The sequence below is a fragment of the Plasticicumulans lactativorans genome (assembly GCF_004341245.1).
In the GTDB taxonomy this organism is placed as follows: domain Bacteria; phylum Pseudomonadota; class Gammaproteobacteria; order Competibacterales; family Competibacteraceae; genus Plasticicumulans_A; species Plasticicumulans_A lactativorans.
Genome location: NZ_SLWY01000008.1, coordinates 1 through 24,572 on the forward strand (window position 1 = coordinate 1; position 24,572 = coordinate 24,572).

General features: G+C 72.2%; 28 protein-coding genes, 1 other RNA gene and 1 pseudogene. 12 read left to right on the forward strand and 18 right to left on the reverse strand.

Annotated elements, in window-relative coordinates:
- A pseudogene (locus EV699_RS20205) lies at nt 1-117 on the reverse strand (thiazole synthase); the annotation flags it as partial.
- Between the two features lie 329 nt (nt 118-446).
- Between EV699_RS20205 and EV699_RS07815 the strand changes: the two are divergent.
- The 4 genes from EV699_RS07815 to EV699_RS07830 all read left to right on the forward strand — a co-directional run bounded on the left by EV699_RS07815 (nt 447) and on the right by EV699_RS07830 (nt 5,077).
- Complete coding sequence (locus EV699_RS07815) at nt 447-1,511, forward strand: 2,3-butanediol dehydrogenase (RefSeq protein ID WP_132541647.1); 1,065 nt, start codon at nt 447-449, stop codon at nt 1,509-1,511.
- Between the two features lie 457 nt (nt 1,512-1,968).
- Nucleotides 1,969-2,946 (forward strand): thiamine pyrophosphate-dependent dehydrogenase E1 component subunit alpha, encoded by a 978-nt coding sequence (locus tag EV699_RS07820; protein WP_132541124.1) that lies wholly within the window; start codon nt 1,969-1,971, stop codon nt 2,944-2,946.
- A gap of 23 nt (nt 2,947-2,969) precedes the next feature.
- Complete coding sequence (locus EV699_RS07825) at nt 2,970-3,983, forward strand: alpha-ketoacid dehydrogenase subunit beta (protein WP_132541127.1); 1,014 nt, start codon at nt 2,970-2,972, stop codon at nt 3,981-3,983.
- The gene (locus tag EV699_RS07830) at nt 3,980-5,077 is read left to right on the forward strand and encodes an acetoin dehydrogenase dihydrolipoyllysine-residue acetyltransferase subunit (protein WP_132541130.1); all 1,098 of its coding nucleotides are present in this window, start codon (nt 3,980-3,982) and stop codon (nt 5,075-5,077) included. Before EV699_RS07825 ends, EV699_RS07830 begins: the two co-directional genes overlap by 4 nt.
- Nucleotides 5,078-5,173: 96 nt before the next feature.
- Here EV699_RS07830 and EV699_RS07835 read toward each other — a convergent pair whose 3' ends face one another.
- The 10 genes from EV699_RS07835 to EV699_RS07880 form a co-directional block, all read right to left on the reverse strand.
- Nucleotides 5,174-5,389 carry a hypothetical protein gene (locus tag EV699_RS07835; RefSeq protein ID WP_132541133.1) on the reverse strand — a complete coding sequence of 72 codons (216 nt, stop codon included), beginning with the start codon at nt 5,387-5,389 and terminating at the stop codon, nt 5,174-5,176.
- Nucleotides 5,390-5,446: 57 nt separating this feature from the next.
- Entirely contained in the window at nt 5,447-5,848 is a 402-nt protein-coding gene (locus EV699_RS07840) for a VanZ family protein (protein WP_132541136.1), read from the reverse strand.
- Entirely contained in the window at nt 5,838-6,695 is an 858-nt protein-coding gene (locus EV699_RS07845; RefSeq protein ID WP_132541139.1) for a patatin-like phospholipase family protein, read from the reverse strand. Before EV699_RS07845 ends, EV699_RS07840 begins: the two co-directional genes overlap by 11 nt.
- Nucleotides 6,688-7,131: an acyl-CoA thioesterase gene (locus tag EV699_RS07850; RefSeq protein ID WP_132541142.1), complete on the reverse strand. Its 444-nt coding sequence runs from the start codon at nt 7,129-7,131 to the stop codon at nt 6,688-6,690. Before EV699_RS07850 ends, EV699_RS07845 begins: the two co-directional genes overlap by 8 nt.
- The gene (locus tag EV699_RS07855) at nt 7,128-7,499 is read right to left on the reverse strand and encodes a Rieske (2Fe-2S) protein (RefSeq protein WP_132541145.1); all 372 of its coding nucleotides are present in this window, start codon (nt 7,497-7,499) and stop codon (nt 7,128-7,130) included. The genes EV699_RS07850 and EV699_RS07855 overlap by 4 nt, the downstream gene beginning before the upstream one ends.
- Nucleotides 7,500-7,512: 13 nt before the next feature.
- Nucleotides 7,513-8,931 carry a DUF4139 domain-containing protein gene (locus EV699_RS07860; RefSeq protein WP_132541148.1) on the reverse strand — a complete coding sequence of 473 codons (1,419 nt, stop codon included), beginning with the start codon at nt 8,929-8,931 and terminating at the stop codon, nt 7,513-7,515.
- Between the two features lie 60 nt (nt 8,932-8,991).
- On the reverse strand, nt 8,992-10,287 hold the full coding sequence (locus EV699_RS07865; RefSeq protein ID WP_132541151.1) for a UbiH/UbiF/VisC/COQ6 family ubiquinone biosynthesis hydroxylase: 1,296 nt from the start codon (nt 10,285-10,287) through the stop codon (nt 8,992-8,994).
- Between the two features lie 139 nt (nt 10,288-10,426).
- Nucleotides 10,427-11,659 carry a 2-octaprenyl-6-methoxyphenyl hydroxylase gene (ubiH, locus tag EV699_RS07870; protein ID WP_132541154.1) on the reverse strand — a complete coding sequence of 411 codons (1,233 nt, stop codon included), beginning with the start codon at nt 11,657-11,659 and terminating at the stop codon, nt 10,427-10,429.
- A complete protein-coding gene (gene pepP, locus EV699_RS07875; RefSeq protein WP_132541157.1) occupies nt 11,656-12,978 on the reverse strand; it encodes a Xaa-Pro aminopeptidase in 1,323 nt (440 codons plus the stop codon). Before pepP ends, ubiH begins: the two co-directional genes overlap by 4 nt.
- A gap of 9 nt (nt 12,979-12,987) precedes the next feature.
- The gene (locus EV699_RS07880) at nt 12,988-13,566 is read right to left on the reverse strand and encodes a UPF0149 family protein (RefSeq protein ID WP_132541160.1); all 579 of its coding nucleotides are present in this window, start codon (nt 13,564-13,566) and stop codon (nt 12,988-12,990) included.
- Between the two features lie 171 nt (nt 13,567-13,737).
- Here EV699_RS07880 and EV699_RS19915 point away from each other — a divergent pair, with 171 nt between their 5' ends.
- The 4 genes from EV699_RS19915 (at nt 13,738) to EV699_RS07895 (ending at nt 15,254) form a co-directional block, all read left to right on the forward strand.
- Nucleotides 13,738-14,109 (forward strand): hypothetical protein, encoded by a 372-nt coding sequence (locus EV699_RS19915; protein WP_165904077.1) that lies wholly within the window; start codon nt 13,738-13,740, stop codon nt 14,107-14,109.
- On the forward strand, nt 14,106-14,420 hold the full coding sequence (locus EV699_RS19920; protein WP_165904078.1) for a cell division protein ZapA: 315 nt from the start codon (nt 14,106-14,108) through the stop codon (nt 14,418-14,420). Before EV699_RS19915 ends, EV699_RS19920 begins: the two co-directional genes overlap by 4 nt.
- A 12-nt stretch (nt 14,421-14,432) precedes the next feature.
- Nucleotides 14,433-14,621, forward strand: a non-coding RNA gene (gene ssrS / locus EV699_RS07890) — 6S RNA.
- Nucleotides 14,622-14,663: 42 nt separating this feature from the next.
- The gene (locus tag EV699_RS07895; RefSeq protein WP_132541166.1) at nt 14,664-15,254 is read left to right on the forward strand and encodes a 5-formyltetrahydrofolate cyclo-ligase; all 591 of its coding nucleotides are present in this window, start codon (nt 14,664-14,666) and stop codon (nt 15,252-15,254) included.
- A 9-nt stretch (nt 15,255-15,263) separates the two neighbouring features.
- Here EV699_RS07895 and EV699_RS07900 read toward each other — a convergent pair whose 3' ends face one another.
- A complete protein-coding gene (locus EV699_RS07900) occupies nt 15,264-16,199 on the reverse strand; it encodes an AraC family transcriptional regulator (RefSeq protein WP_132541169.1) in 936 nt (311 codons plus the stop codon).
- 147 nt (nt 16,200-16,346) lie between these two features.
- Here EV699_RS07900 and EV699_RS07905 point away from each other — a divergent pair, with 147 nt between their 5' ends.
- From EV699_RS07905 to EV699_RS07920, 3 genes are all read left to right on the forward strand, one after another.
- Entirely contained in the window at nt 16,347-17,216 is an 870-nt protein-coding gene (locus EV699_RS07905) for a DMT family transporter (RefSeq protein ID WP_132541172.1), read from the forward strand.
- 1,018 nt (nt 17,217-18,234) lie between these two features.
- Nucleotides 18,235-18,813, forward strand: a complete 579-nt coding sequence (locus tag EV699_RS07910) for a YfbM family protein (protein ID WP_132541175.1) — start codon at nt 18,235-18,237, stop codon at nt 18,811-18,813.
- A 560-nt stretch (nt 18,814-19,373) separates the two neighbouring features.
- A complete protein-coding gene (locus EV699_RS07920; RefSeq protein WP_132541178.1) occupies nt 19,374-19,883 on the forward strand; it encodes an EVE domain-containing protein in 510 nt (169 codons plus the stop codon).
- Here the strand turns inward: EV699_RS07920 and EV699_RS07925 are convergent.
- The gene (locus tag EV699_RS07925; protein ID WP_132541181.1) at nt 19,847-20,527 is read right to left on the reverse strand and encodes an ABC transporter ATP-binding protein; all 681 of its coding nucleotides are present in this window, start codon (nt 20,525-20,527) and stop codon (nt 19,847-19,849) included. The genes EV699_RS07920 and EV699_RS07925 overlap by 37 nt on opposite strands.
- 31 nt (nt 20,528-20,558) lie before the next feature.
- On the opposite strand from EV699_RS07925, the gene EV699_RS07930 reads away from it, so the two are divergent.
- Nucleotides 20,559-21,182 (forward strand): arylesterase, encoded by a 624-nt coding sequence (locus EV699_RS07930; RefSeq protein WP_132541184.1) that lies wholly within the window; start codon nt 20,559-20,561, stop codon nt 21,180-21,182.
- On the opposite strand, the gene EV699_RS07935 is transcribed toward EV699_RS07930, so the two are convergent.
- The 5 genes from EV699_RS07935 to tpx form a co-directional block, all read right to left on the reverse strand.
- On the reverse strand, nt 21,168-22,430 hold the full coding sequence (locus EV699_RS07935; protein WP_132541187.1) for an MgtC/SapB family protein: 1,263 nt from the start codon (nt 22,428-22,430) through the stop codon (nt 21,168-21,170). The genes EV699_RS07930 and EV699_RS07935 overlap by 15 nt on opposite strands.
- 19 nt (nt 22,431-22,449) lie before the next feature.
- Nucleotides 22,450-23,190 carry a secretin N-terminal domain-containing protein gene (locus EV699_RS07940; protein ID WP_132541190.1) on the reverse strand — a complete coding sequence of 247 codons (741 nt, stop codon included), beginning with the start codon at nt 23,188-23,190 and terminating at the stop codon, nt 22,450-22,452.
- Nucleotides 23,191-23,197: 7 nt separating this feature from the next.
- Nucleotides 23,198-23,509, reverse strand: a complete 312-nt coding sequence (locus EV699_RS07945) for a carboxymuconolactone decarboxylase family protein (protein WP_132541193.1) — start codon at nt 23,507-23,509, stop codon at nt 23,198-23,200.
- Between the two features lie 79 nt (nt 23,510-23,588).
- Entirely contained in the window at nt 23,589-23,951 is a 363-nt protein-coding gene (locus tag EV699_RS07950; RefSeq protein WP_132541195.1) for a diacylglycerol kinase, read from the reverse strand.
- 9 nt (nt 23,952-23,960) lie between these two features.
- Nucleotides 23,961-24,461: a thiol peroxidase gene (tpx, locus tag EV699_RS07955; RefSeq protein ID WP_132541198.1), complete on the reverse strand. Its 501-nt coding sequence runs from the start codon at nt 24,459-24,461 to the stop codon at nt 23,961-23,963.
- Nucleotides 24,462-24,572 lie beyond the last annotated feature (111 nt).

Consider the following 24,572-nt stretch of genomic DNA (forward strand, 5'->3'; position numbering starts at 1 on the left):
GGTGGCGCGGCGGGTCTCGTCGAGGTCGCGGTACTTGCCGGTGCCGACCAGCAGGCGCGAGCGGTACTCGCGACCGGCGATGATCAACGGGGCGGCAGCGGACGTGGACACGGTCATTGCGGCTCTCATCCTCTAGCGGTGGTGGGGTGCGGGCGCACTTGACGCCGATTGCGCGCGCCCGCGCAAGCTGCACCGCAGCAATGTCTCGGCCACCGGCCGGCCGCGGCAGTTGTCTCGCCCGCGCGCTGCGACACCGGCCCGGCGGCAACGGCACAAGCCACTGTTTTGATGAACCTTCCCGTGATGGCACGCGGCGTGAACCGGCGCCCGGCATGGTGCCGTGCGTACGGCGCCATGCCGCTGCGGTGCCGCCGCACCGCACGCGCCGCCCAAGAGCCATGAGGAGGACACCCACGATGAATGCCCGAGTCGACGACGCCACCACGATGCAGGCCGCGGTCTGGCACGGCCGCCACGACATCCGCGTCGAGCAGGTCCCGCTGCCCGGCCCGCCGCCGGCCGGCTGGGTGCAGATCCGCGTGCACTGGTGCGGCATCTGCGGCTCCGACCTGCACGAGTTCGTCGCCGGGCCGGTGTTCATCCCGGTCGACCGCCCGCACCCGCTGACCGGCCTCAAGGGCCAGTGCATCCTCGGCCACGAGTTCTGCGGCGAGATCGCCGCGCTCGGCGAGGGCGTCAGCGGCTGGGCGCCCGGCGACCGCGTCGCCGCCGACGCCTGCCAGCACTGCGGCCGCTGCGCGTACTGCACCGGCGGCCACTACAACCTGTGCGAGAACCTCGCCTTCACCGGGCTGATGAACAACGGCGCCTTCGCCGAACGGGTCAACGTACCGGCGGAGCTGCTCTACCGGCTGCCCGACCACTTCCCGACCGAGGCCGGCGCGCTGATCGAGCCGCTCGCCGTCGGCATGCACGCGGTCAAGCAGGCCGGCAGCATCGTCGGCCAGACCGTGGTGGTGGTCGGCGCCGGCACCATCGGCCTGTGCACGATCATGGCCGCGCGCGCCGCCGGCGCCGGGCGGGTGATCGCGCTGGAGATGTCGGCGGCACGCAAGGCGAAGGCGCAGGAGGTCGGCGCGACGCTGGTGCTCGACCCCAGCCAGTGCGACGCCGTCGCCGAGGTGAAGCGGCTCACCGACGGCTACGGCGCGCACGTGTCCTTCGAGTGCATCGGCCACCGCGACACCGCGAAGCTCGCCGTCGACGTGATCCGCAAGGCCGGCAAGGCGGTGCTGGTGGGCATCTTCGAGGAGCCGAGCCGCTTCAACTTCTTCGACATCGTCGCCACCGAGAAGCAGGTGATCGGCTCGCTCGCCTACGCCGGCGAATTCGCCGACGTCATCGCCTTCATCGCCGACGGCCGCTTCGACGTCACGCCGCTGATCACCGGCCGCATCGAACTCGCCGACATCGTCGGCCGCGGCTTCGAGGAACTGGTCGCCCACAAGGACCGCAACGTCAAGATCATCGTGCGGCCGGGCGCCGCCTGACCGGGCAGTGAGGGGCCGTTGAGGCCGGGTCCGCCGCGCGGCGGGCTCGGCCTTTCTTTTTGCCCCCTCTCCCGCACCACGCCCGATCGGCGTGCCCGGCGCCCCGCGCACGACCCCGCCGATTTCCGCCCGGGCCGCTGCGCTGCCGGCCACGCATCCGCTCCCTGGCGGGCGCACCGTCGGCGACCGCCCTCCCCCGATCGCCGGCGACGACCGACACCCCGACCACACCCCGCCCCCTTGCGCCGCCCGCGCTGTCTCGCGCGCTGTCGCGGTCGAGTCAGGTGTCTCGCCCGGGCGTCGCAGCGGCCCGCATCAGCCTTCAGAAAAACTCATCAACATGATGTTTTTAAAAGAATTTTTTGTTATGGCACGGACCGTGATGTAAGGCCGGATGTGACCCTCGGGGTGCTGCCCCGGCGGGTTACCCACACCACCAGAACAGAGGAGAAATCCGATGAGCGCGACACTGACGCGGGACGATCTGCTGCGGGCCTACCGCACGATGCGCACGATCCGCGAATTCGAGGAGCGGCTGCACGTGGAGTTCGCCACCGGCGAGATCCCCGGCTTCGTGCACCTGTACGCCGGCGAGGAAGCGTCGGCGACCGGGGTGTGCCTGCACCTGCGCCCCGACGACCGCATCGCCAGCACCCACCGCGGCCACGGCCACTGCATCGCCAAGGGCATGGAGGTGGCGCCGATGATGGCCGAGATCTACGGCAAGAAGACCGGCATCTGCGGCGGCAAGGGCGGCTCGATGCACGTCGCCGACCTCGACGTCGGGATGATGGGCGCCAACGGCATCGTCGGCGGCGGCGGCCCGCTGATCTGCGGCGCGGCGCTGGCGGCGAAGATGAAGGGCACCGACGGCGTCGGCGTGTGCTTCTTCGGTGACGGGGCGTCGAACCAGGGGATGATCCTGGAGGCGATGAACCTGGCGACGGTGTGGCGGCTGCCGGCGCTCTTCGTCGCCGAGAACAACGGCTACGCCGAGGCGACGTCGAGCAAGTACTCGGTGGCCTGCGACAACATCGCCGACCGCGCCGGCGGCTTCGGCATGCCGGGGGTGATCGTCGACGGCCACGACTTCTTCGCGGTGCACGAGGCGGCCGGCGAGGCCATCGCCCGCGCGCGGGCCGGCGGCGGCCCGACCCTGCTCGAAGTGAAGCTCAACCGCTACTACGGCCACTTCGAGGGCGACCAGCAGACCTACCGCGCGACCGACGAGGTCAAGCGCATCCGCGAGACGCGCGACTGCCTGATGCTGTTCACCCGCCGCGTCAGCTCCGCCGGGCTGCTCGACCTGGCCGAGCTGGAAGCCATCGACCGCGACGTGGCCGCGCAGATCGACGCGGCCGTGGTCGCCGCCAAGGCGGCACCGAAACCCACCGCAGCCGACCTGCTCACCGACGTCTACGTCGAGTACGCCTGAGCCCCGCGCGAGGAGATACCGTCATGGCACGCAAGATCACTTACAAGCAGGCGATCAACGAAGCGCTTGCACAGGAAATGGCCCGCGACAGCAGCGTGATCGCAATGGGCGAGGACAACGTCGGCGGCGCCGGCGCCGAGGGCGAGAAGGACGCCTGGGGCGGCGTGCTCGGCGTCACCAAGGGCCTCTACGGCCGCTTCGGTGACCGGATCATGGACACGCCGATCTCGGAGAGCGCCTTCATCGGCGCGGCGGTCGGCGCGGCCGCCTGCGGCATGCGCCCGGTCGCCGAGCTGATGTTCGTCGACTTCATGGGCGTGTGCTTCGACCAGATCTTCAACCAGGCGGCCAAGTTCCGCTACATGTTCGGCGGCAAGGCGGTGACCCCGGTGGTGATCCGCACCATGTACGGCGCGGGCTTCCGCGCCGCCGCGCAGCACTCGCAGTGCCTGTACTCGATGTTCGCCCACATCCCGGGGCTCAAGGTGGTGGTGCCGTCCACCCCCTACGACGCCAAGGGCCTGATGATCCAGGCGATCCGCGACAACGACCCGGTGATCTTCTTCGAGCACAAGGTGCTCTACACGCTGGAGGGCGAGGTGCCCGAAGGCGCCTACGCGATCCCCTTCGGCGAGGCCGACGTGGTGCACGAGGGCGACGACGTCACCATCGTCACGCTGGGCCGCATGGTCCACTTCGCCCGCGACGCCGCGCAGACGCTCGCCAAGCGCGGCATCGACTGCGACGTGATCGACCTGCGCACGATCAGCCCGCTCGACGAGGAAACAATCCTCGAATCGGTGAACCGTACCGGGCGGCTGGTGGTGGTCGACGAATCCAGCCCGCGCTGCAACGTCGCCACCGACATCGCCGCGCTGGTCGCGCAGAAGGCCTTCGCGGCGCTGAAGGCCCCGATCGAGCAGGTCACGCCGCCGCACGTGCCGGTGCCGTTCAGCGATGCGCTGGAAGACCTCTACGTCCCCGACGCCGCGCGCATCGCGCAGGCGGTCACCTCCGTCATGGAGTTCAAGCGATGAGCGAGCTGATCCAGAAAATCACGATGCCCAAGTGGGGCCTGTCGATGCAGGAGGGCAAGGTCAACGGCTGGCTGGTGCACGTCGGCGACACCCTCCGCCAGGGGCAGGAGATCGTCGAGATCGAGAGCGACAAGATCGCCGGCGCGCTCGAATCCAGCGTCGAGGGGACGCTGCGCCGGGTGCTGGCGCAGGAGGACGAGGTGCTGCCGGTGGGCGCGCTGCTCGGCGTGGTGGCGCCGGCCGAGGTGAGCGACGCCGAGATCGACGCCTTCATCGAGGCCTTCGCCGCCGGCTTCGTGCCGGGCGAAGGCAGCGGGGCCGACGCCGGCAGCCGCGTGCAGTACGCCGAGATCGACGGCCGGCGCATCGCCTACACGGTGCAGGGCGACGCCGGTCCGGCGCTGGTGCTGATCCACGGCTACGGCGGCGACAAGAACAACTGGCTGTTCAACGTCGACACCCTCGCCGAACGCCACACCGTGTACGCGCTCGACCTGCCCGGCCACGGCGATTCCGACAAGGCGCTGCCGGCCGACGCCGGCCCGGCCGGGATGGCGCAGGTGGTGCTCGGCTTCATGGACGCGCTCGGCCTCGACGCGGCGCACCTGGTCGGGCACTCGTTCGGCGGCGCCACCGCGCTCGCCGCGGCGCAGGCCGCACCGCAGCGGGTCAGACGCCTGCACCTGATCGCCCCGGCGGGCCTCGGCGCCGAGATCGACGCCGACTACGTGCGCGGCTTCGCCGCCACCAACAGCCGCAAGGAACTCGGCAGGCTCGCCGCGCGGCTGTTCGCCGACGAGGCGCAGGTGACGCGCGCGCTGGTCGACGACCTGCTGAAGTTCAAGCGCCTCGACGGCGTGCCCGAGGCGCTCGCCGCGATCGCCGCGGCGCTGCTCGACGGCGACGCCCAGCGCATGCAGCTGGACCTGCCGCCCGGGGTGTCGGCGACGGTGATCTGGGGCGAGCTCGACCGCATCATCCCGGTGGCGCACGCCACCGCTCTCACCAGCGCCGCGGTGCACGTGCTGCCCGACGCCGGCCACATGGTGATGATGGAAGCCGCCAGGGAGGTCAACCGCCTGCTCGGCGCCTGAGTCCCCCCTTCCCCGCGGCGACCGGCCACCCGGCCGCCCTCGGCCCCGGTTGCACCGGGGCCGCTTTCTTGGCGTCGGCGTCGCGCCGGACGGCGCTCAGAGGTGATAGCCCAGGCGTTCGAGCTTGTTCTCGAGTTCCGCGGCGAGCGCGCGCAGCGCCGCCGGGTAATCCGCGGGTTCCGGTTCGAGCACGTCGACCTGCGCCCGCACCGCGGCGAGTTCCTCCGGCTGGGTGGGGAAGGGCACGTCCCAGACGTGGGCGACGAGCCGCTGCCCGCCCTCGATCTCTTCGCAGAGCATCATCATCTTCATCGGTGGCCTCCCCGGCGTGGTGGACCGCAAGCGTAGCGGCTGGCGCGGTGGCGTGCTTCAGGCGGGGGCGAGGTGGCGGTCGAGCCAGGGCAGGAAGCGCCCGCCGGGGCCGCTGGCGAGCACGAGGCCGGCGAGCACGCCGCAGGCGTTGGCGAGCATGTCGGCGGTATCGAAGGTACGCCAGCCGCTCCAGCCCTGGAGGAATTCGAGCGCCACGCCGAGCGCGACCAGGAACAGCGGCCACACCCAGCGGCGCGTGAAGGCCTGGCGGAACCACCAGGCCAGGCCGGCGTAGGCGAGCCCGTGCTGGGCCTTGTCCCAGGCCAGGAACGACGGCGGCTCGGGCGGATCGGGCATCAGCGTCAGCACCACCAGCACGACCACGCCGCACCAGGCGAACGCCTGCCACAGGCGCCGCCGCGCGAGCACCACGGGGACGGAGTTCGACTCAGGTGTCATCGTCGCGTGCCAGTACCGGGAACTTGAACGGCAGGATGTTCAGCGTGGTGCGGTAGCCACGCAGGTAGAGGTCTTCCTTGGCGGCGAGGTCGAGGCGGAAGTCGACCGGCGAATGCGGGCCGGCGTCGATCACCAGCGTGCGCGGCCAGTGGCGGGCGTCGATGAACTCGCGCGACAGCGTGGTCATGAAGGTGCGGATCAGCATGCTCATGTAGCCGGGCAGCGGGAACCAGCGCTGCTCGTGCTGCGGCCCGAGGTCGGCCTCGCCGCGCAGGCGGAAGCAGCAGATCGGCGTGCCGTCGCCGGCCCAGTCGCGGTGCAGCGCATCCTCCGACAGGATGCTGCCGTCGACCAGCAGGTGCTCGCGGTAGGGCTGGAACGCGAACAGCAGCGGGATGCCCATCGAGTGGCGCACCGCGCGCGCCACCGGGTAGTCGGGCGTGCTCGCGCGCTCGAACACCACCGGCTCGCTGCGGCGCACGTCGGTCGCCACCACGGCGAGATCGAGCGGAAGGTCGCGGAAGCGGCGGCCTTCGAGCAGGCCGTCGAGCCAGCGCTCGAAGGCGTCGCCCGAGCACAGGCCGCCGTGGAACAGCAGCTGGCGCAGCGAGAAGCCGCGAAAGCGCGTGAAATCGATGCTGTCGGCGAGCGCGCGCAGGCGCTCGGGCGACCAGCCGGCGGCGTGCAGCGAGGCGACGATGCTGCCGCCCGACACCCCGACGATGCGCCGGTAGCACACGCCGAGCTCGGCGAGCGCGGCGAGCACGCCGACGTGCGCCGGCAGCCGCGTGCCGCCGCCGGCGAGCACCGGCACCAGGTGCAGCGGCGGACGCGGCGGCTCAGCCATCGGCCGCGGGCGTGGCGACGAGGCCGGCGAACAGCGCGCGCAGCTCGCCTTCGATGGCGACGGCGCGGCCGTCGGCGCGGTCGGTGACGACGAAGGTCACGTCGGCCTCGACCACCACGGTGTCGGTGTCGGCGAGGGTGACGCGCTGGTGGATCACCGCGCTGCGCCGGCCGAGCTTGGCGAGGGTGGAGCGCACCACCAGCACCTCGCCCATGAACGCCGGGCGCCGGTAGTCGATGTTGATGTTCACCACCGCGAAGCCCCAGCCGCGCTCCTGGAAGCGCGCCAGGTCGTTGTTCGCCTCGAACCACGCCCAGCGCCCCTCCTCGAGGAATTCGAGGTGGCGCGCGTTGTTGACGTGGCCGTAGACGTCGAGGTGGTAGCCGCGCACCTTGATGCGCGTCTCGTGGCCGGCGGCGGCGGTCGGGAGGCTCATCGGGCGGGCTCCTGCGGCGAAGGGGCGTCCACGGCCTCGACGGTGGTGACGACCCAGCCGTCCTCCACCGCCACGGCCACCGGGCTCAGGTGGCAGTGCAGGCACGGCCCCTGGATGCAGAGGCCGTCGTCGATGCGGAACAGCGCGCCGTGGATGCAGCACTGCAGGTAGTAGCCGGTGTAGTCCATGAAGCCGTCGGGGCCATCCTCCATCGGCGCGCCGGTGTGCGGGCAGGCGTTGCGGTAGGCGTAGAGCCGCTGCTCCCAGCGCACCAGCACGAGGTCGGCATAGGCGCGCCCGGGGGCGAGGGCGACGCCGCGGCAGCCCGGCTCGGGGATCTCGTCGTAGCGGCACAGCCGTTGCGGCATCGCGGCGCTGCCCTCAGCGCGTGCGCACGCGGTAGGCGAGCAGCGTGCGGCCGCCGGCCGGCACGTTCACGTCCCAGCGTGCGAGGTCGGCGCTGTCGCGGCGGTGCGTGAGGTTTTCCTCGACGATGCGCCAGGCGCCGGTAAAGGGCTGGGTGACCTCGATCGCCACCGCCTCGGGCTTGGTGTTGTGGAACTCGATGGTCCAGGCGGCCTCCTGCTCGTCGCGCGGCAGGCGCTTGTAGTCGAGCTGGCGACGGCGCGCGCCGATGTCGAGGCTGGTGCCGACGTCGATCACGGTCTCCTCGCCCGCCGGCACCGGGTTGATGCGCGCCTCGCCGAGGAACTGCCCGGCACCGCCGGCCTCCTGCTGGTACACCCGCATCACGCCCGACGGCAGCGGCCGGCCGAGCACCTCGCCGGTATGGGCGAAGCGCAGCGCGGTCTGCACCTTGAGGTCCTGCACCCCGGGGGTGGTGCCGAACAGCGCGAGCGGCGCGGTGACGCGGTAGAGCTTCTGCACCGGCGCCTTCAGCGCGGCGAACAGCGGCACGTGCACCGACTGGCGCGCCGGCAGCGTCACCGGGCGTTCGAGCGAGTAGAGCTGGTACTCGAACAGGCGATCCTCGGCGGCCGGCAGCGCCGCCGGCATCTCCTGGGTGCGCAGCTCGACCTCGTTGAGCCCGCCGATGCGGTTGATCTCGCCGGCCACGAGCTGCACGCGCGCCGCCGGGAAGGTGGTGCCGGTGGCATTGTGGATGCTCGCCCAGGCGAGCAGTTCGGTGCCGACGCCGCCCGGGCCGAGCCGCACCACGTAGTCGGCCTCCCACGACAAGCCGCGCGACAGGTAGCCGAGTTCGAGGCCCTGCTCGCCGCCGACGGCGGTGTTGACCTCGGCGACCAGCGTCGGCTGCTCGCGCAGGTCGGGGTCGGGGTCGAGGATGAAGCGCCACGGCGACAGCGCGCCGTCGGTCTCGATGCTGTCGCCGATGCGGAACACCGCGGCACCGTCGCGCACCGACAGGAGCTTCGCGCGCAGGTGGGTTTCCTCGCCGCTCGCCGGGTTGATCCGCGCCACGCCGATCTCGCGGCCGATGTAGCGTTCGAGCAGCACATCGGCCGACAGCGCGTCGAAGCGGTAGTACTGCGCCAGCACCTCGAGCGGCTTGTCGCTGGTCAGCAGCGCGGTCTCCGGCTGGATCTGGCTGCTGATGCCGGTGATCGCGAGGCGGCTCGTGCCGGTCGGCAGCGACACCCGGCGCAGGTCGCGCACCAGGCCGAGGTCGGCGTGGTAGATGGTCAGTCCCAGCTCCTGCCCGGCCGCGGGGGAGAGGACGATCTCGGCCTGTGCGCGCACGCAGGCGAGCACGCAGCCGCACACAACGAGGAGCCAGCGGGCGGCGTGCCCGGCGCGAGCGGTGATTTCCGGCGTCACGGTGGCAGTCGGTCGGGTCGGGCCGGGCGCGGCCCGGTGGCAGGGTGGCGCCATGCTAACTCAGGCCGTGCGTGCGAGTCGCGGCAGATCGCCGGCGAGCCCCATCGCCCGGCGCGCCAGCGCGGTCTTCGCCGGCGTGCAGGCGTCGACCAGGCCGAGGCCGACGTTGCGCACCAGCCGCAGCGGCGCCAGCGGACTGCCGAACAGGCGCTTGAGGCCGTCCATCGCGGCGAGCATCAGCAGGTTGTCGCCCTTGCGCCAGCGCTCGTAGCGGCGCAGCACCGCGAACGCGCCGGGGTCGTGCCCGGCCGCGGCGGCGGCCAGCAGCACCTCGGCGAGCGCGGCGGCGTCGAGCAGGCCGAGGTTGGCGCCCTGCCCGGCGAGCGGGTGCACCACGTGCGCGGCGTCGCCGATCAGCGCCACCCGCGCGCCCACGTAGTGCGGCGTGTGCTGCAGGCGCAGCGGAAACGCCGCGCGCGCGCCGACCTCCTCGATCGCGCCGAGGCGCCGGCCGAAGGCGCTGCCGAGTTCGTCGGCGAACTGCGCGGCGTCGAGCCCGAGCAGGTGCTCGGCGGCGGCCGGCGTGGTCGACCAGACGATCGAGCAGCGCCCGTCGAACAGCGGCAGGAAGGCGAGCGGCCCGCCCGGCAGGAAGCGCTGCCACGCGGTGTGCCCGTGCGGCTGCGCGGTGCGCACCGCGCACACCACGGCGCGCTGGTCATAGCCCCAGCCGGCGGTGTCGAGGCGCGCCCACTGCCGCACCCGCGAGGCGGCGCCGTCGGCCCCGACCAGCAGCCGCGCGCGCAGCTCGCGGCCGTCGGCGAGCGCGAGCGCGACCGCATCGGCGTGCAGCTCGCAGCGCTCGACGCGCGCGCCGGCGAGCGTGTCGACGTTGTCGAAGGCGCCCAGGCGCGCCAGCAGCGCCGCCTGCACCACGCGGTTCTCGACGATCCAGCCGAGCGCGGGTTCGCCGACCGCGGCGGCGTCGAAGCGGATCCGCCCGGGGCCGCTGGCGTCCCACACCTCCATGCCGGTGTAGGCGCACACGCGCGTCTCGGCGCGGCCGTCGGCGCCGTGCAGTGTGTGCATCGCCGCCCAGGCGCCGAGGTTCTCGAAGATGCGCTGCGAGGCACAGGTGAGCGCCGACACGCGCGCTTCGACCGCCGCGCCGGGCGCGAGCGGCGCGACCCAGTCTGGCTCGATCAGCGCCACCCGCAGCGCGCCGTCACCGAGCGCGCAGGCGAGCGCGGCGCCGACCATGCCGCCGCCGACGATCACCACGTCGTACTCGGCGGGGCGGGACGACGCCGCACGCTCGGCGGCGTCCGTCGCGGGGGTGGGCCGATGGCCTGTCATGCACTGCTCCTCGTGGCGCGTCCGCGCCGTCGCGTGCCGCGGGCGCGGGGCGTGGCGGGCGGCCGGCGCCGCTGCCGGGATGTCGGTGGCCGTCGTCGCGGGCACCGGGGAAGACCTCACGTCGCCGCCCCCGCCCCGTTCAGCCGGCGAGCGGCAGGCCGAGCGCGAGCCGCGGCAGGCGCCCGGACAGCCCCATCAGCTGCCGTGCCAGCCGGTGCTTGGCCGGCGCGCACAGGTCGAAGGCGATCAGGCCGAGGTTGCGGCCGAGGCGCACCGGCGCCAGGGGGTTGCCGAACACGCGTGTCAGCGCATCGGTGAAGGCGATGGTGTTGCGCTGGTCCCAGCGCCGCCCGTCGGCGTAGGCCGCGAGCAGCTCGGGTGCGCCCGGGTCGGCGCCGCGCCGCACCGCGCCGGCGACGAGCTCGGCGAGCACCGCGACGTCGCGCAGGCCGAGGTTGAAGCCCTGCCCGGCGATCGGGTGCAGCGTGTGCGCGGCGTTGCCGACCAGCGCCACCCGCGCCCGCGCGTGCTCGCGCGCCTTGACCAGGCCGAGGGGGTGCGCGGCGCGGCGCCCCACGCGCAGCAGCCGCCCCAGGCGATCGCCGAAGCGCGTCTGCACCAGCGCGAGGAAGGCCGCGTCGGGCAGCGCCAGCACGCGCTCGGCGTCGCCCTGCGCCACCGTCAGCACCAGCGCGCAGCGCCCGCCGCCGAGCGGCAGCAGCGCGAGCGGGCCGTCCTCGCCGAAGCGCTCGTAGGCCACCCCGGCGTGCGGGCGCTCGGGGCTGACGTTGGCGATGATCGCGGTCTGCCCGTAGTCCCAGGCGAGCGCCGGGATGCCGAGCTGCTCGCGCACCCGCGAACGCGCGCCGTCGGCGGCCACCACCAGGCGCGCGTGCAGCGTGCGCGGCACGCCGTCGACGGTGACGTGGCAGCGCACCCGCTCGGGGCCGGTCTCCAGGCGCTCGAAGACCGCCGGGCACAGCCAGTCGAGGTCGCCGCGCCCGGCCAGGCGGGCGTTGAGCACGCCGCCGAGCGCGCGCGCCGGGATCACGTAGCCGAGCGCCGGCACGCCCTCGTCGCGGGCGTCGAGCCGCGCCACGCCGCAGTGGCCGCGGTCGGAGATGTGGATGCGCAGGATCGGCTCGGCCTCGGCGGCGAGCGCCGGCCACAGCCCGAGGCCGTCGAAGATGCGCCGCGAGCCCCAGGCGAGCGCGAGCGTGCGTTCGTCGTACGACGGGTGCTGCTGCGCATCGGGGCGGCTCGCCTCGACCAGCCCGATGCGCAGGCCGCTGCCGTCGAGCGCGCAGGCGAAGGCTGCGCCGGCCATGCCGCCGCCGATCACCAGGACGTCGTAGGCGTCCGCCGGGCTCATGCGCGCACCGCCATCAGCGCCTCGATCTCGGCGACCGTCTTCGGCGCGGCCGCCGTCAGCACCTCGTGGCCGTCGGCGGTCACCAGCACGTCGTCCTCGATGCGCACGCCGATGTCCCAGAAGGGCTCGGGCACCTCCGGCGACGGGGTGATGTACAGCCCCGGCTCGACCGTCAGCACCATGCCGGGTTCGAGCGTGCACCAGTCGTCGCCGGCGCGGTACTCGCACGGGTCGTGCACGTCCATCCCCAGCCAGTGCCCGGTGCGGTGCATGTAGAAGCGCCGGTAGGCCTCCTGCTCGATCAGCGCGTCGACCTCGCCGCTGAGCAGGCCGAGCTCGACCAGGCCGGCGGTGAGGGCGCGCACCGCGGCGTCGTGGAAGGCGTTCCAGGTGGCGCCCGGGCGGATCTCGGCGCAGGCGGCGGCCTGCGCGGCGAGCACCACCTCGTAGACGGCGCGCTGCGCCGGCGAGAAGCGCCCGCCGACCGGGAAGGTGCGGGTGATGTCGGCGGCGTAGTGGTCGAGTTCGCAGCCGGCGTCGACCAGCAGCAGCTCGCCGTCGACCAGCGGCGCGCGGTTCTCCACGTAGTGCAGGATGCAGGCGTTGGCGCCGCCGCCGACGATCGGCGGGTAGGCCCAGGTCGCGCCCTCGCGGCCGAAGGCGTGCAGCAGCTCGGCTTCGAGCGCGTATTCGTGGAGGCCGGGGTGGCAGGCGCGCATCGCGCGCACGTGCGCCTGCGCCGAGATGCGCGCGGCCTCGCGCATCAGTGCGCATTCGGCGGGGCTCTTCACCCGGCGCATCGCGTGCAGCAGCGGCGCGAGATCGACGAAGGTCCGCGGCACGTTGACGCCGCTGCGCAGCCGGCCGCGCAGCGCGGCGACCCAGCCGGCGACGCGGCGGTCGAACTCGGCGTCGAGCCCGACGGGGTAGTGGACGCGCTCGCAGCGTTCGAGCAGTGCCGGCAGGCGCTCGTCGATCTCGTCGATGGCGAACGCCTGGTCGGCGCCGTGGCGATCGACCGCGCCCTGCGGCCCGGCGCGGCGGCCGGCCCAGGTTTCGAGCGCCGGGTCACGCGGGCGGCAGAACAGCGTGTAGGGGTGTTCGCGCCCGGGGGCGAACACCGCCACCGCCTCCGGCTCGGGGAAACCGGTGAGGTAGCGGAAGTCGCTGTCCTGGCGGTAGGGGTAGGTGACGTCGCTGTTGCGGGTGCGCTCCGGCGCCGCCGGCAGCAGCGCGATCGCCCCCGCGCCCAGGTGCTCGAACAGACGCGCACGGCGCGCGGCGTACTCGACGTCGGGGATGGTGCGGACGGACTCCATGCGCGGACCTCAGTGCAACGCGTTCGACGGCCCCTGGGGCTGCGCGACGCGCAGCGCGGCGAACACCAGCAGCGCACCGGCACGCACGTACTCGACCACCTCGGTGAAGGCGACCTCGTCGGCCTCCTCGGCGGTGTCGGCGTCGAAGTCGGCGCGCGCGATCTCGCGCAGGTCCTCGAGGTATTCGCGCGCCTCCTCCGGCAGGCCGCTGACCACCGCGCCGGCACCGCGGCCGAGCCCGTACCCGTAGCCCTGGCACCACTGCCCCAGCGCCTCGGTGCGCGTGGCGAGCGACTGCTCGTCGTCGGGCAGGTGCAGTTCGAGCGCGAAACCGGCGTCCTCCAGTTGCGCGCGGGTCGCCGCGTGCAGTTGCCGCAGCAGGTGGCTCAGCTCGGCGTCGACGGCCCCCGGCGGATCGGCGATCTCGTCGGCGAGGCGCGCGAGGCAGGCGTTCGCCGACAGCGCCGGGTCGGCCGACAGCAGGCCGCAGAGCATGCCGTGCACCTCGGCGGCCCGGTTCAGGCTGCCGTTGCGACCGAGGGCCGCATCGACCTCGGCATAGGGCGGAAACCGGAATTGCTCAGTCATGGGGGGTACTGCCGACGGGCGCCGCGACGCAGGCGGTGATCGATCCTAGCACCCGTGTCGCCGGGGCCGGAAGATTGACCCCGTCGCAAAGCGCCCCCTATAGTCCGGCGCATGTCCTCCGCCCCCCACGCCTCTGCCGTGCAAGCGTTGCTGAGCACCCTCGAAAGCCGCATGGCCGAGCTGGCCCGCCGCGGCGAGCGGCTCGCCAGCGACAATCGCCAGCTCCGCAGCCGGGTCGACGAGCTGCAGGCCGAACTCGCCAGCGCCCAGGCCCGCCACCGCGGCGAGGTCGACACCCTGCGCGATGGCTTCGCGACCGAAGCCGCCGAACTGCGCAGCCGCTTCGAGGAAGAGCTGCAGTGCCGCCGGGCGGTGTTCGAGTCCGAGCTGCAGGGCCAGCGCGCCGCGGCCGTCGCCGAGCTCGAAAGCCAGCGCAACCGCTACGACGCCGAACTCGAAGACCTGCGCGCCCAGTACCTGGAAGTGCGCACCCGCCTCGACCTGATGGTCGCGCGCCTGCGCGCCGTGGAGGGCCATCCGTGAGCGAAGCGTCCACCCTGATCACCGTGCGGCTGCTCGGCAGCGAGTACCGCGTGGCCTGCCCGCCGGACGAGATCGACGAACTGCACGCCGCGGCGGCGTACTATGACGAACGCCTGCACGAGATCCGCGACGGCGGGCGCGTCACCGGCCCCGAGCGCGTGGCGGTGATGGCCGGGCTCAACCTCTGCTACGAGCTGCTGCGGCTGCGCCGCGACAGCGAGGCCACCACCGAGCTCGCGACCATCGGGCTCGAACGCCTGCTGCACCAGGTCGAGGCGAGCCTTAGCAAAATCAGCGAAGCACCGTTATAGTTTCGATATGGGCATCCTCTGCGGTGTTCGTGTGATGGGCCGGGTACACCCCTTGATCCTAATTGCTGCTACCCGGGGGTCTGGCTAGTCGGCGCCGGTGTGCAAGTCCGCCTCCGAGCGGGAAGCCTGACGCGTCGCACCTGTCCCCCACTTGAACCCTGCGGTTCAAGGGAAGGCCTTTACGGCACACGCGGAGGATGTCCTCTTTGTTGCTCGCGGACCCCGTCCGCCCGGGTTCCGTCCATGTCCCCCGATGAACTGCGGCGCGAGCTGCGCGGACGGCGACGCACGCTGGCCTGCACCGAACAGGCGGCGGTCGCCGCGGCCATCACCGAACGCGTGGTGCAACTGGCGACCTTCGCGGCGGCGACGCACGTCGCCGCCTACCTCGCCTTCGACGGCGAGGTCGACCCCTCCCCCCTCGTCGCCCACGCCTGGCGCCTCGGCAAGCGCCTCTACCTGCCGCTGCTGCGCGACGACGGCGGCCTCGACTTCGCCCCCTACGCGCCCGACACCCCGCTCGCCCCCAACCGCTTCGGCATCGACGAACCGGTGGTCGACGCCGAGGCGCGCCTGCCGGCCACGGCGCTCGACCTGGTGTTCGCCCCGCTGGTGGGCTTCGATGTCGCCGGCGGGCGCCTCGGCATGGGCGGCGGCTTCTACGACCGCAGCTTCGCCTTCCTCCTCGATGCAGAGCCGCCGGCCACGCCGCACCTGATCGGCCTGGCGCACGACTTCCAGCGGGTCGAGCGACTGCCGCGCCAGCCCTGGGACGTGCCGCTCACCGCGATCGTCACCGAACACGCCGTCTATGTGCCGCCCGGCGCGGCCTGACGCCGTGCGCTAGGCCGAACCCCCGCCCTCCCCGGCGTCGGCGTGACCGTGCGCCCAGCGCCGGTACTGACCCGGCGTCGCCCCGGTGGCGTGGCGGAAGGCGTTGCCCAGGTGGCTCTGCGAGGCGTAGCCGCAGGCGGCGGCGACCGCCGCGAGCGGCAGCGTGCCGCGCAGCAGCGCACGGGCCCGTGCCAGCCGCCGTGCGGCGAGCCAGGCGTGCGGCGCGCTGCCGGTCGAGCGCTGGAACATGCGCGCGAAGTGGTAGGGGCTCAGGTGGGCGACGGCCGCGAGCTCGTCCAGCCCCGGCGCGCGCTCCAGGTGCGCATCGAGGTAGTCCAGCACCCGCCGCAACACCGCCGGCGCCAGCCCGCCGCGCACCTCGGGCAGCGGGCGGTGGCAGGCGTAGCGGGCGACGAGGTGGGCGAGCAGTTCGCTCACCACCTCGTCCAGCGCGAGGCGCCCGGGCCACGCCTTCCAGTCGAGCGCGGCCAGCCGCGCCGCGGCGCCCGCGGCGGTGGCATCGTCGACGTAGACCGCATCGAGCAGGCCGGCGCTGCGCGGCTCGCGGTCCAGCACCTCGACCACCGTGCGTGCGAAGGCGGCCGGCGGCAGGTACAGGTGCAGGAAGGCGAGCGCGCCGTCGACGATCCAGTCGGAGCGCTCCCCCGCCGGCAGCAGGCACAGCCGGCCGGGCGCCCCGCGCCGCGACGGGTGGTCGGCGCGGCGGGTGCCGTAGCCGCCGGCGAGGTAGACCGACACCGTGTGGTGCTCGGGCGCCTCGTAGCGCACGCGATCGTCGGCATTGGCCCAGACGGCGAGGCTGCGGCCCTCGTCGAGGGTGGCCGCGCGCAGCAGTTGCGCGCGCGAACGCGCCAGCGTGCGGCCGACGCCGACGTCGGGCAGCGGGGCGGAGGGCTCGGGCGGGGTGACGGCGGTGGCGGACATCGGCGGTTTCCTCGTGGCGTCGAGGGTACACCGGCGCAGCGCCGCCCCCGCGGCGGCGGCGGCGAAATGCGCAAGAACCTGCAAGACCGCGCGGCGCGCCCGGAGCGAGGCTCGACGCCCATCGACCTGCGCCACGGGCACCCCGCCATGACCGTCCTGCTCTACGCCCTGACCGTGCTGATCTGGGGAACCACCTGGATCGCGATCAAGTTCCAGCTCGGCGTGGTGCCGATCGAGGCATCGATCGTCTACCGCTTCGCGCTCGCCGCGGCGGTGCTGTTCGTCGGCCTGCTCGCCACCGGCCGGCTGCAGCGCCTGCGCGCGGTCGACCACGGCTGGTGCCTCGCCCAGGGCGCCTGCCTGTTCTGCCTGAACTTCGTCTGCTTCTACGCCGCCACCGGCTACGTCACCAGCGGCACCGTGTCGGTGGTGTTCTCGGCGGCGACGGTGTTCAACGCCGTCAACGGCCGCCTCTTCTTCGGCCGGCGGCTGACGGCGCGGGTGCTCGCCGGCGCCGCGCTGGGGGTGAGCGGGCTGACGGCGCTGTTCTGGCGCGACCTCGCCGGCGGCGGCGCGGCGGCGCTGCACGGCGTCGCGCTCGCCGCCGCCGGCACGCTGTGCTTCTCCTTCGGCAACATGATCTCGGCCCGGCACCAGGCGCTCGGCCTGCGGCCGCTGTCGACCAACGCCTGGGGCATGCTCTACGGCACGCTGCTGCTCGCGGCGGTCGCCGCGCTGCGCGGCGTGCCGTTCACCTTCGACGCCTCGCCGCACTACGTCGCGGCACTCCTCTACCTCGCGATCCCCGGCTCGGTGATCGGCTTCACCGCCTACCTGACCCTGGTCGGGCGCATCGGCGCCGACCGCGCCGCCTACGCGACGGTGCTGTTCCCGGTGGTGGCGCTGACGATCTCCAGCCGCGTCGAGGGCTACCAGTGGAGCGCCACCGGCGCCGCCGGCCTCGCGCTGGTGATGCTCGGCAACGTGCTGGTGTTCCGCGCGCCGCGCGCGAGCTGAAGACCAGCTCGACCGATCGGGGCAGTATGCAACCCTTCTCTATATGGACTCCCCCGTAAATTAAGACAGATCGTGTTTTTGACTTTCCGGGGCGCATCACCTGCAGTCGACTATCCGGCATCTGTGGTGGGTTCTGAATGACCCGTGCCGACATGAAATCTGCCCGCGATGCACCAATCGTTACAAGCGGATGCTGGAGAGCCGGAAGCGTTATCGGCGTCAATTCGCGTGGGTGTGATCCGGTTTGCCATGATGAGCGATCCGTCTCGGCGCAAGGGTGAGGGGAAAGGGTGAATCGATCAGGCAGCGATGATGAAGGCGTTCCATCGGACCTGCGCGAAAAGTCGCGCAGGTCGGTGAATTCAAACGTTTGGCGTCGCAAAATCCATCGTCGCGTTCCGTCCGGAGTACGATGCCCCCATGCAACTCGCCACTCCCGCGAGCGCCGTCCCGGGATTCGTTGCGAGCCCCTGAACAGGGGAAGCTTCAGCCATGAGAACTGCCTTTCTGGTCAACCGGGACGTCGAAAGCAATTTCGCTCTCAATCTGCTGATGCCCGAGATTCATCAGTTCAGTAGGTTGGGCTGAATGAAATGAAGCCCAACGTTCACCGCGCGCATGCTGGGGAAGCCTAAACCGATGCGCTACCGAAGCGCCCAAGACATAAACCATCCACGACAGCCGCCGGAGCAAACGCGAACGTGGTGCCTGACAGCGCCGCTACCGGGCGCACCACATCGGGATGACATGGACCTGCAAGCGCATGCCAACTACATTCATTCCAACCCGCTTGCGTGCCCACCGGAGTGGCGCGGTAAACGTTGGGCTTCGCAAGCTCAGCCCAACCTACGGGTTGCGGCGCTCTTGTCGTTATCGTTTTCTGGGGTTCGGTCATTGCACCGCTCGCTGCGCTCTGGCAATACGCTCCAGGCGACGTCACTCGCCTCGTTTCGCTCGGCTCGGCCGCGCGTGGGCGTTGGGTGTTGGGCGTCACAAACATCGCCCGGAGATCATAATCATGAGCATGTTGTGTAGCCTGTATCGAATCACCCCAGAACAGATCACAAGACTGAAAGACTACCCTGGCGCCGTCAGCGAACTGGTTGGCTTTACTGCTCCTCCTCCGAAGGCCAGTTTCCTGTCAAAGCTCTTTGGGAAGCCCCCGAAACAACCATCTCTTTCAGGGCAGCAGTTCGAGCCTGTCGCAGAAAGCGACATTTTCGAACTCAACCAAGCTTGGCACATCCTGCATTACCTGTTCTCCGGCACCAACGCAGAAGGTCCGTGGCCTAGCGGGTTTTTGATGTCAGGAGGCGAGGAGATCGGGCCTGATCAGGGCTATGGGCCAATCCGTCTCCTTGACCCTGAACGCTCTAGAGCCGTCGCTACATTTCTCGATGCTCAATCGTTCGAGATCATGAACCCTGCGTATGTTGCCAGCGACATCGAAGCGGCCGAGATCTATTGGCAAGCATCCTCCGAACACACTGAACGGCAGCGGCAGTTGGAGGAGCTGTGGAGCATGGTCAAGGGACTACAAGCCTTCTTTGAGCACACCACACGAGCAGGGAATGCGACGCTTGTTTCCATCTATTGAAGTGTCACCCAACCCTTCGCTCCAAGGCGCACGCAGCAAGCCTTTGCTGTGGCACATCCTTTCGCTCTATCGGCCAGGCGCAGGCCTGATCCTGGACGCAGTCCGGCGGCTGGAACGCGGTGAGCCCGTCATCGGGACGCCGCAAGACCCGTCAGACGGCGCCTACTACTCGTTTCCCACCGACGACGACATGCGTCGTTTCGCTGCGCTGGGATGGCGACTACTTGATCGCGAGGACGTCGGCGACCTTCTCGAAGCGTACGGATGCATGCCGGCCAAAGGGCAGGCTCGATAGCGTGGGCCGTAGACGGCCTTGCATGAAGACTGGCCGCCCGGGGTGGTATCGAGCAGCCCGCGGAACTCAGCGATGACCTCGTCGTAACACCTCCCGCCGTACCTATGTCCTCGTCCTCGTCCGCGTGCGCTTCGCCACCGGGCGCACGCGTGGCGCCGCTTCCATCCGTCCGGCAGCGTCCGCTAACGTCCGCCGGCAGCCGGCAACGCCCCACCGCCGGCACATCGCCATCAACCCGCTGATCAGCAAGACACACGGTGCCCACATGAAACACTGGCTGATGAAGTCGGAGCCCGAGACCTTCGGCATCGAGCACCTGGCGGCGCGGCCCGGGCAGACCGCGTACTGGGACGGGGTGCGCAACTACCAGGCGCGCAACATGATGCGCGACGAGATGCGGTGCGGCGACCAGGTGCTCTTCTACCACTCGAACACCGCGCTGCCGGGCATCGTCGGCATCGCCGAGGTGGTGCGCGAGGCCTACCCCGATTTCACCGCGTGGGACCCGCAAAGCCCCTACCACGACCCGCGCAGCACGCCCGAGCGGCCGCTGTGGGTGATGGTCGACGTCAGGCTCGTGCGGCGCCTCGCGCGGGTGATCGGCCTCGGCGAGCTCAGGGAGCATGCCGAGGCGCTCGGCGACTTCCCGCTGCTGCGCCGCGGCAACCGGCTCTCGGTGATGCCGGTCACGCCGGCGCAGTGGGACTACATCCTCGGCCTGGAGCGGCCGGCGGACGCTCAGGCGACCAGCCGCCCGCCGTCGAGCTCGAGCTGACGCTCGCAGTGCCCGGCGAGGTCGGCGTCGTGGGTGACGAGCACCAGCGTGGTGCCGCGCTCGCGGTTCAGCTCGAACAGCAGGTCGATGATCTTCTGCCCGGTGCGGCGGTCGAGGTTGCCGGTGGGCTCGTCGGCGAACAGCACCGCGGGGCGCGGCGCGAAGGCGCGCGCGATGGCGACGCGCTGCTGCTCGCCGCCGGAGAGCTGCGCCGGGTAGTGGCGCGCGCGTGCGGCGAGGCCGACGCGCGCCAGCACCTCGGCGGCGGCCTCGGCGGCGTCGTCGCGCCCGGCGAGTTCGAGCGGCAGCATGACGTTCTCGAGCGCGGTCAGCCCCGGCAGCAGCTGGAAGGACTGGAACACGAAGCCGACGCTGCCGGCGCGCAGGCGGGCACGGCCGTCCTCGTCGAGGCTGCCGAGCTCGACGCCGGCGAGCCACACCTGCCCGCTGCTCGGCGTGTCGAGCCCGGCGAGCAGGCCGAGCAGCGTCGACTTGCCCGAGCCCGAGGCGCCGACGATCGCCGCGCGCTCGCCGGCCGCGATGGCGAGGTCGACGCCTTCGAGTATCGTCAGCACCCCTTCGGGGCTGGCGACCTGCTTGCCGAGGTCTGCCGCCCGCACGATTGCATCCGAGCCCGTTCGCATGATTCGAGTACCTGGAGCTGAAAAGGAACCCATGAGCCTGTCGACCCCGTTGCGCCGCCTGCTGCTGCTGCTCGCCCTGCTCGCCCCCTGGCCGGCGCTGGCCGCGCCGGCGCTGCTGGTGCTGGGCGACAGCCTGAGCGCCGCCTTCGGCATCGACACCCGCAGCGGCTGGGTGAGCCTGCTCGCCGAGCGCCTCGCGGCACGCGGGCTCGACCTGCGCGTGGTCAACGCCAGCATCAGCGGCGACACCACCGCCGGCGGCCTGGCGCGCCTGCCGCCGCTGCTCGCCGAGCACCGCCCGCGCGTGGTGGTGATCGAGCTCGGCGGCAACGACGGCCTGCGCGGCCTGCCGCTGCCGGTGGTGCGCGGCAACCTCGAAAGCCTGATCCGCGCGAGCCGCGACGCCGGCGCGCGCGTGCTGCTGCTCGGCATGCGCATCCCGCCGAACTACGGCCCGCGCTACACCGAAGCCTTCCACACCCTGTACGCCGACCTCGCGCAGCGCTACGAGGTTCCGCTGGTGCCGTTCTTTCTCGACGGCGTGGCCGCCCAGCCCGGCCTGATGCAGGACGACGGCATCCACCCGCGCGCCGAGGCGCAGCCGCGCCTGCTCGACAACGTCTGGCCCGCGCTCGAACCGCTACTGCGCCCCTGAGGCGGGCAGCAGCAGCACCAGCGCGACGCCGGCGGCGAACGCCGGCGCGGCCAGCGCGAGCACGCGCACGAGCAGCGCGCGGCCGCCGATCGAACCGGCCAGCAGCACCTTGAACACCGTGTTGCTGAGCACCCCGACGAGCACCAGCCGCCAGGCGGCGTCCTCGGCGACCACGCCGGCGTTGGCGAGGCGGGCGATCGACAGCGCGATCGCGTCGACGTCGCTCAGCCCCGCCACCACCGACACCACGTACAGTGCATCGCTGCCGAGGTAGGTCTTGGCCGCGGCGAGCAGCACCAGCACCAGCGCGTAGAGCGCCGCCATGGTCACCGCCGGACCGAGTTCGGCGGGGTTCTGCTGCAGCGGCGGCCGCCCGCCCTTCTGCCGCACCCGCAGCCAGGCGAGGCCGACGCCACCGAGGGTGAGCGCGAGCATGATGCCGAGCGGCAGCGCCACCGCCGGCAGCAGCCGCGGCGCGACCACGCCGACCTCGAGCGCGACGCGCACGAAGGTCACCCCCGAGGCGAGCGTGACCGCCACCGCGGCGAGGCCGGCGGCGAGCCCTTCGCGCGCCTGCCGGGCGTAGGCGAGCGTGGTCGCGGTGCTCGACACCGCCCCGCCCAGCGCGCCGCCGAGCAGCACGCCGGCGTTGCCGCCGAACACCTTGTAGAGCAGGTAGCCCGCCACGCTGATGCCGACGATCAGCGTGACCATCAGCCACACCTCGAAGGGGTTGAACACGTCGAGCGGCCCGAAGGTGCGGTCGGGCAGCACCGGCAGCACGACGAAGGTGATCAGCACGAACTGCATGATCGCGCGCAGGTCGCCGGCGGCGAGGTGGCCGACCAGCGAGTGCAGTTCCTGGCGGAAGTGCAGCAGCGCGACGACCACCCCGGCGATCACCACGGCGATCACGAAGCTGCCGAAGGCGATGTAGGCGCCGAGCCCGTACATCGTCAGCAGCGCGATCTCGGTGGAGATCGCCGGGTCGACGTCGGCCACGCGGCCGCGCCACTGCATGACGTTGCCGAGCACCAGCAGCGTGGTGATCGCGAACAGCCCGGCGACGATCACCCAGCCGCCGAAATGCCCGGCGAGCAGCCCCGACAGGGTGCCGAACAGCGTCACCAGCGCGACGCTGCGCAGCCCCGCGAACTCCGCCCCGGTGGCCTCGCGCTGCAGCCCGATCAGCAGGCCGAGCGCGACCGACAAGCCGATGCGTTCGAACAGCTCCGTGCTCGGGTCCATCAGCGCTCCCGGCGCCGGCTCACGGCAGCACCTCGACGCGGATCAGCAGCACGCGCCCGCCGTCGCCGCGGGTGGCGAGATCGAGGCCGCCGCGGGGCCCGCTGCGCGTCGTCGCCGACAGCGCGAGCGGCAGCCATTCACCGAGGTGCCCGGCGAGCGTGGTGGTCGCCGCGGCGACCGCGAAGCGCCCGTCGCCGGCGGCGCCTTCGCGCCGGTCGAAGGTTTCGACCTCGATCGTCACGCCGTCGCCACTCAGCCGCGGACGCACGCGAAAGCCCGCGGTCGCCGCGCGGTAGGCGGGTTCGCCGGCGGCGAGCGCGAAGCCGCCCGGCCACACCGCGGCGCCCACCTGCCCCACCGGCACCTCGCTGCCGACGGCGAGCGTGGCCTCGCCGCCGTCGAGCATCTGCACCGCCTGGGTGACGTCGTCGGCGCGGCGGGTGCCGTAGTGCTGCACCGCGCCGCCGTCCAGCACGCTCTCGGCCGCGGCCTGGCGCACGCTCACCTGCAGCCGCCGGCGCGGCACGTCGAGCACGCGCAGCGCCTCGCGCACGTCGTGCACCTGCTGCGGCGAGCCGCGCACCAGCAGCGTGTCCCCCTGCCCGCTCAAGCCCACGCCGCTGCCCTGCAGCGCCGGGGCGAGCAGCGGGATCAGCTCCTCGGCGCTGCGGTGCGTGAGTGGCAGCGTGACCAGCACGTCGGCACGCGCCAGGGCGGCGAGCAGCAGCGCGCTGCAGAGGACGGCGAGGCGCCGGCGCACGGCGGCTTCAGCCGGCGGGGATGAAGGCGTGGGCGGCGTGCGCGGCGCCGGTGCCGGCCTGCACCGCCACGCTCACCATCACCGCCTCGGCGAGCTCGGCCTCGACCGCGCCGGCCTCGCGAGCCTTGCGGGCGTGCTGCTCGATGGCGTAGGGGCAGCGCGTGGCCACCGCCACCGCGAGCGCGATCAGTGCCTTGTGCTTCACCGACAGCGCGCCGTCGGCGAAGGCGGCATGGTTCAGCTGGTTGTACGCCGCCATCGCGTCCGGGGCGAACTGGGCGAGGGTCTTCAGGTTCTTGAGGTTGCGCATGTCGTACATGGCGAAAGCTCCGGCGGCAGGGCAGCCGCGGTCGCGGGCCTGCCGGCAAGCTTAGAGCGCCGTCCGCGCCGCGGCGGCCTCAGCTCAGCACCACCAGCCCCCACACCAGCACGGCGTTGACCAGCGAGACGAACACCGCGGCCGAGCCGATGTCCTTGGCGCGCCCCGACAGCGGGTGGCGCTCCGGGCCGATGCGGTCGATCGCGGCCTCGATGCCGGTGTTGAGCAGCTCGACGATGACGATCAGGAGCAGGCTGCCGATCAGCAGCGCGCGCTCCACGGCGGTGTCGCCGAGGTAGAGCGCGAGCGGGGTCAGGCACAGCGCGAGGAGGCTTTCCTGGCGGAAGGCCTCCTCGTTGCGCCAGGCGGCCTTGAGGCCGGCCCAGGAGTAGTGGGTGGCGTTGACGAGCCGGCGCCATCCGGTGTGGGGCTGGTTCGCCAACGCGGTCCCTCAGGCGAGCGCGGCGAGCGCGGCGGTGTAGTTCGGCTCGTCGGCGATCTCGGCGACGAGTTCGGTGTGGCGGACCACGTCGTTGGCGTCGAGCACCACCACGGCGCGCGCGGTGATGCCGGCGAGCGGGCCGTCCTCGATCAGCACGCCGTAGTCCTTGGCGAAGTTGCGCGAGCGCATCATCGACAGCGGGATCACGTTGTCGAGCTTCTCGCCGGTGCAGAAGCGCCCCTGGGCGAACGGCAGGTCGGCCGAGACGATCAGCACCACGGTGTCGGGATGCGCCTTGGCGTGTTCGTTGAACTTCTGCGTCGACAGCGCGCAGGTCGGCGTGTCGAGGCTCGGCACGATGTTCAGCAGCTTCTTCTTGCCGGCGTAACTGGCGAGGCGCACGTCGGCGAGGCCAGGCCCGACCAGGTGGAAGTCGGGCGCCTTGCTGCCGACGGCGGGCAGTTCGCCGTTGGTGTGGAAGGGGTTGCCCTGGAGCGTGACGGTGGCCATGGGATGACTCCTTAGCGGGTGGTGGCCGGCTCGTGCGCCGGACTTGTCGGCTGCGTCCGGCACGGGACCGGCGCGGCGTGCAACGCCGCGACCGGCCGTGCGCCGGTCGCG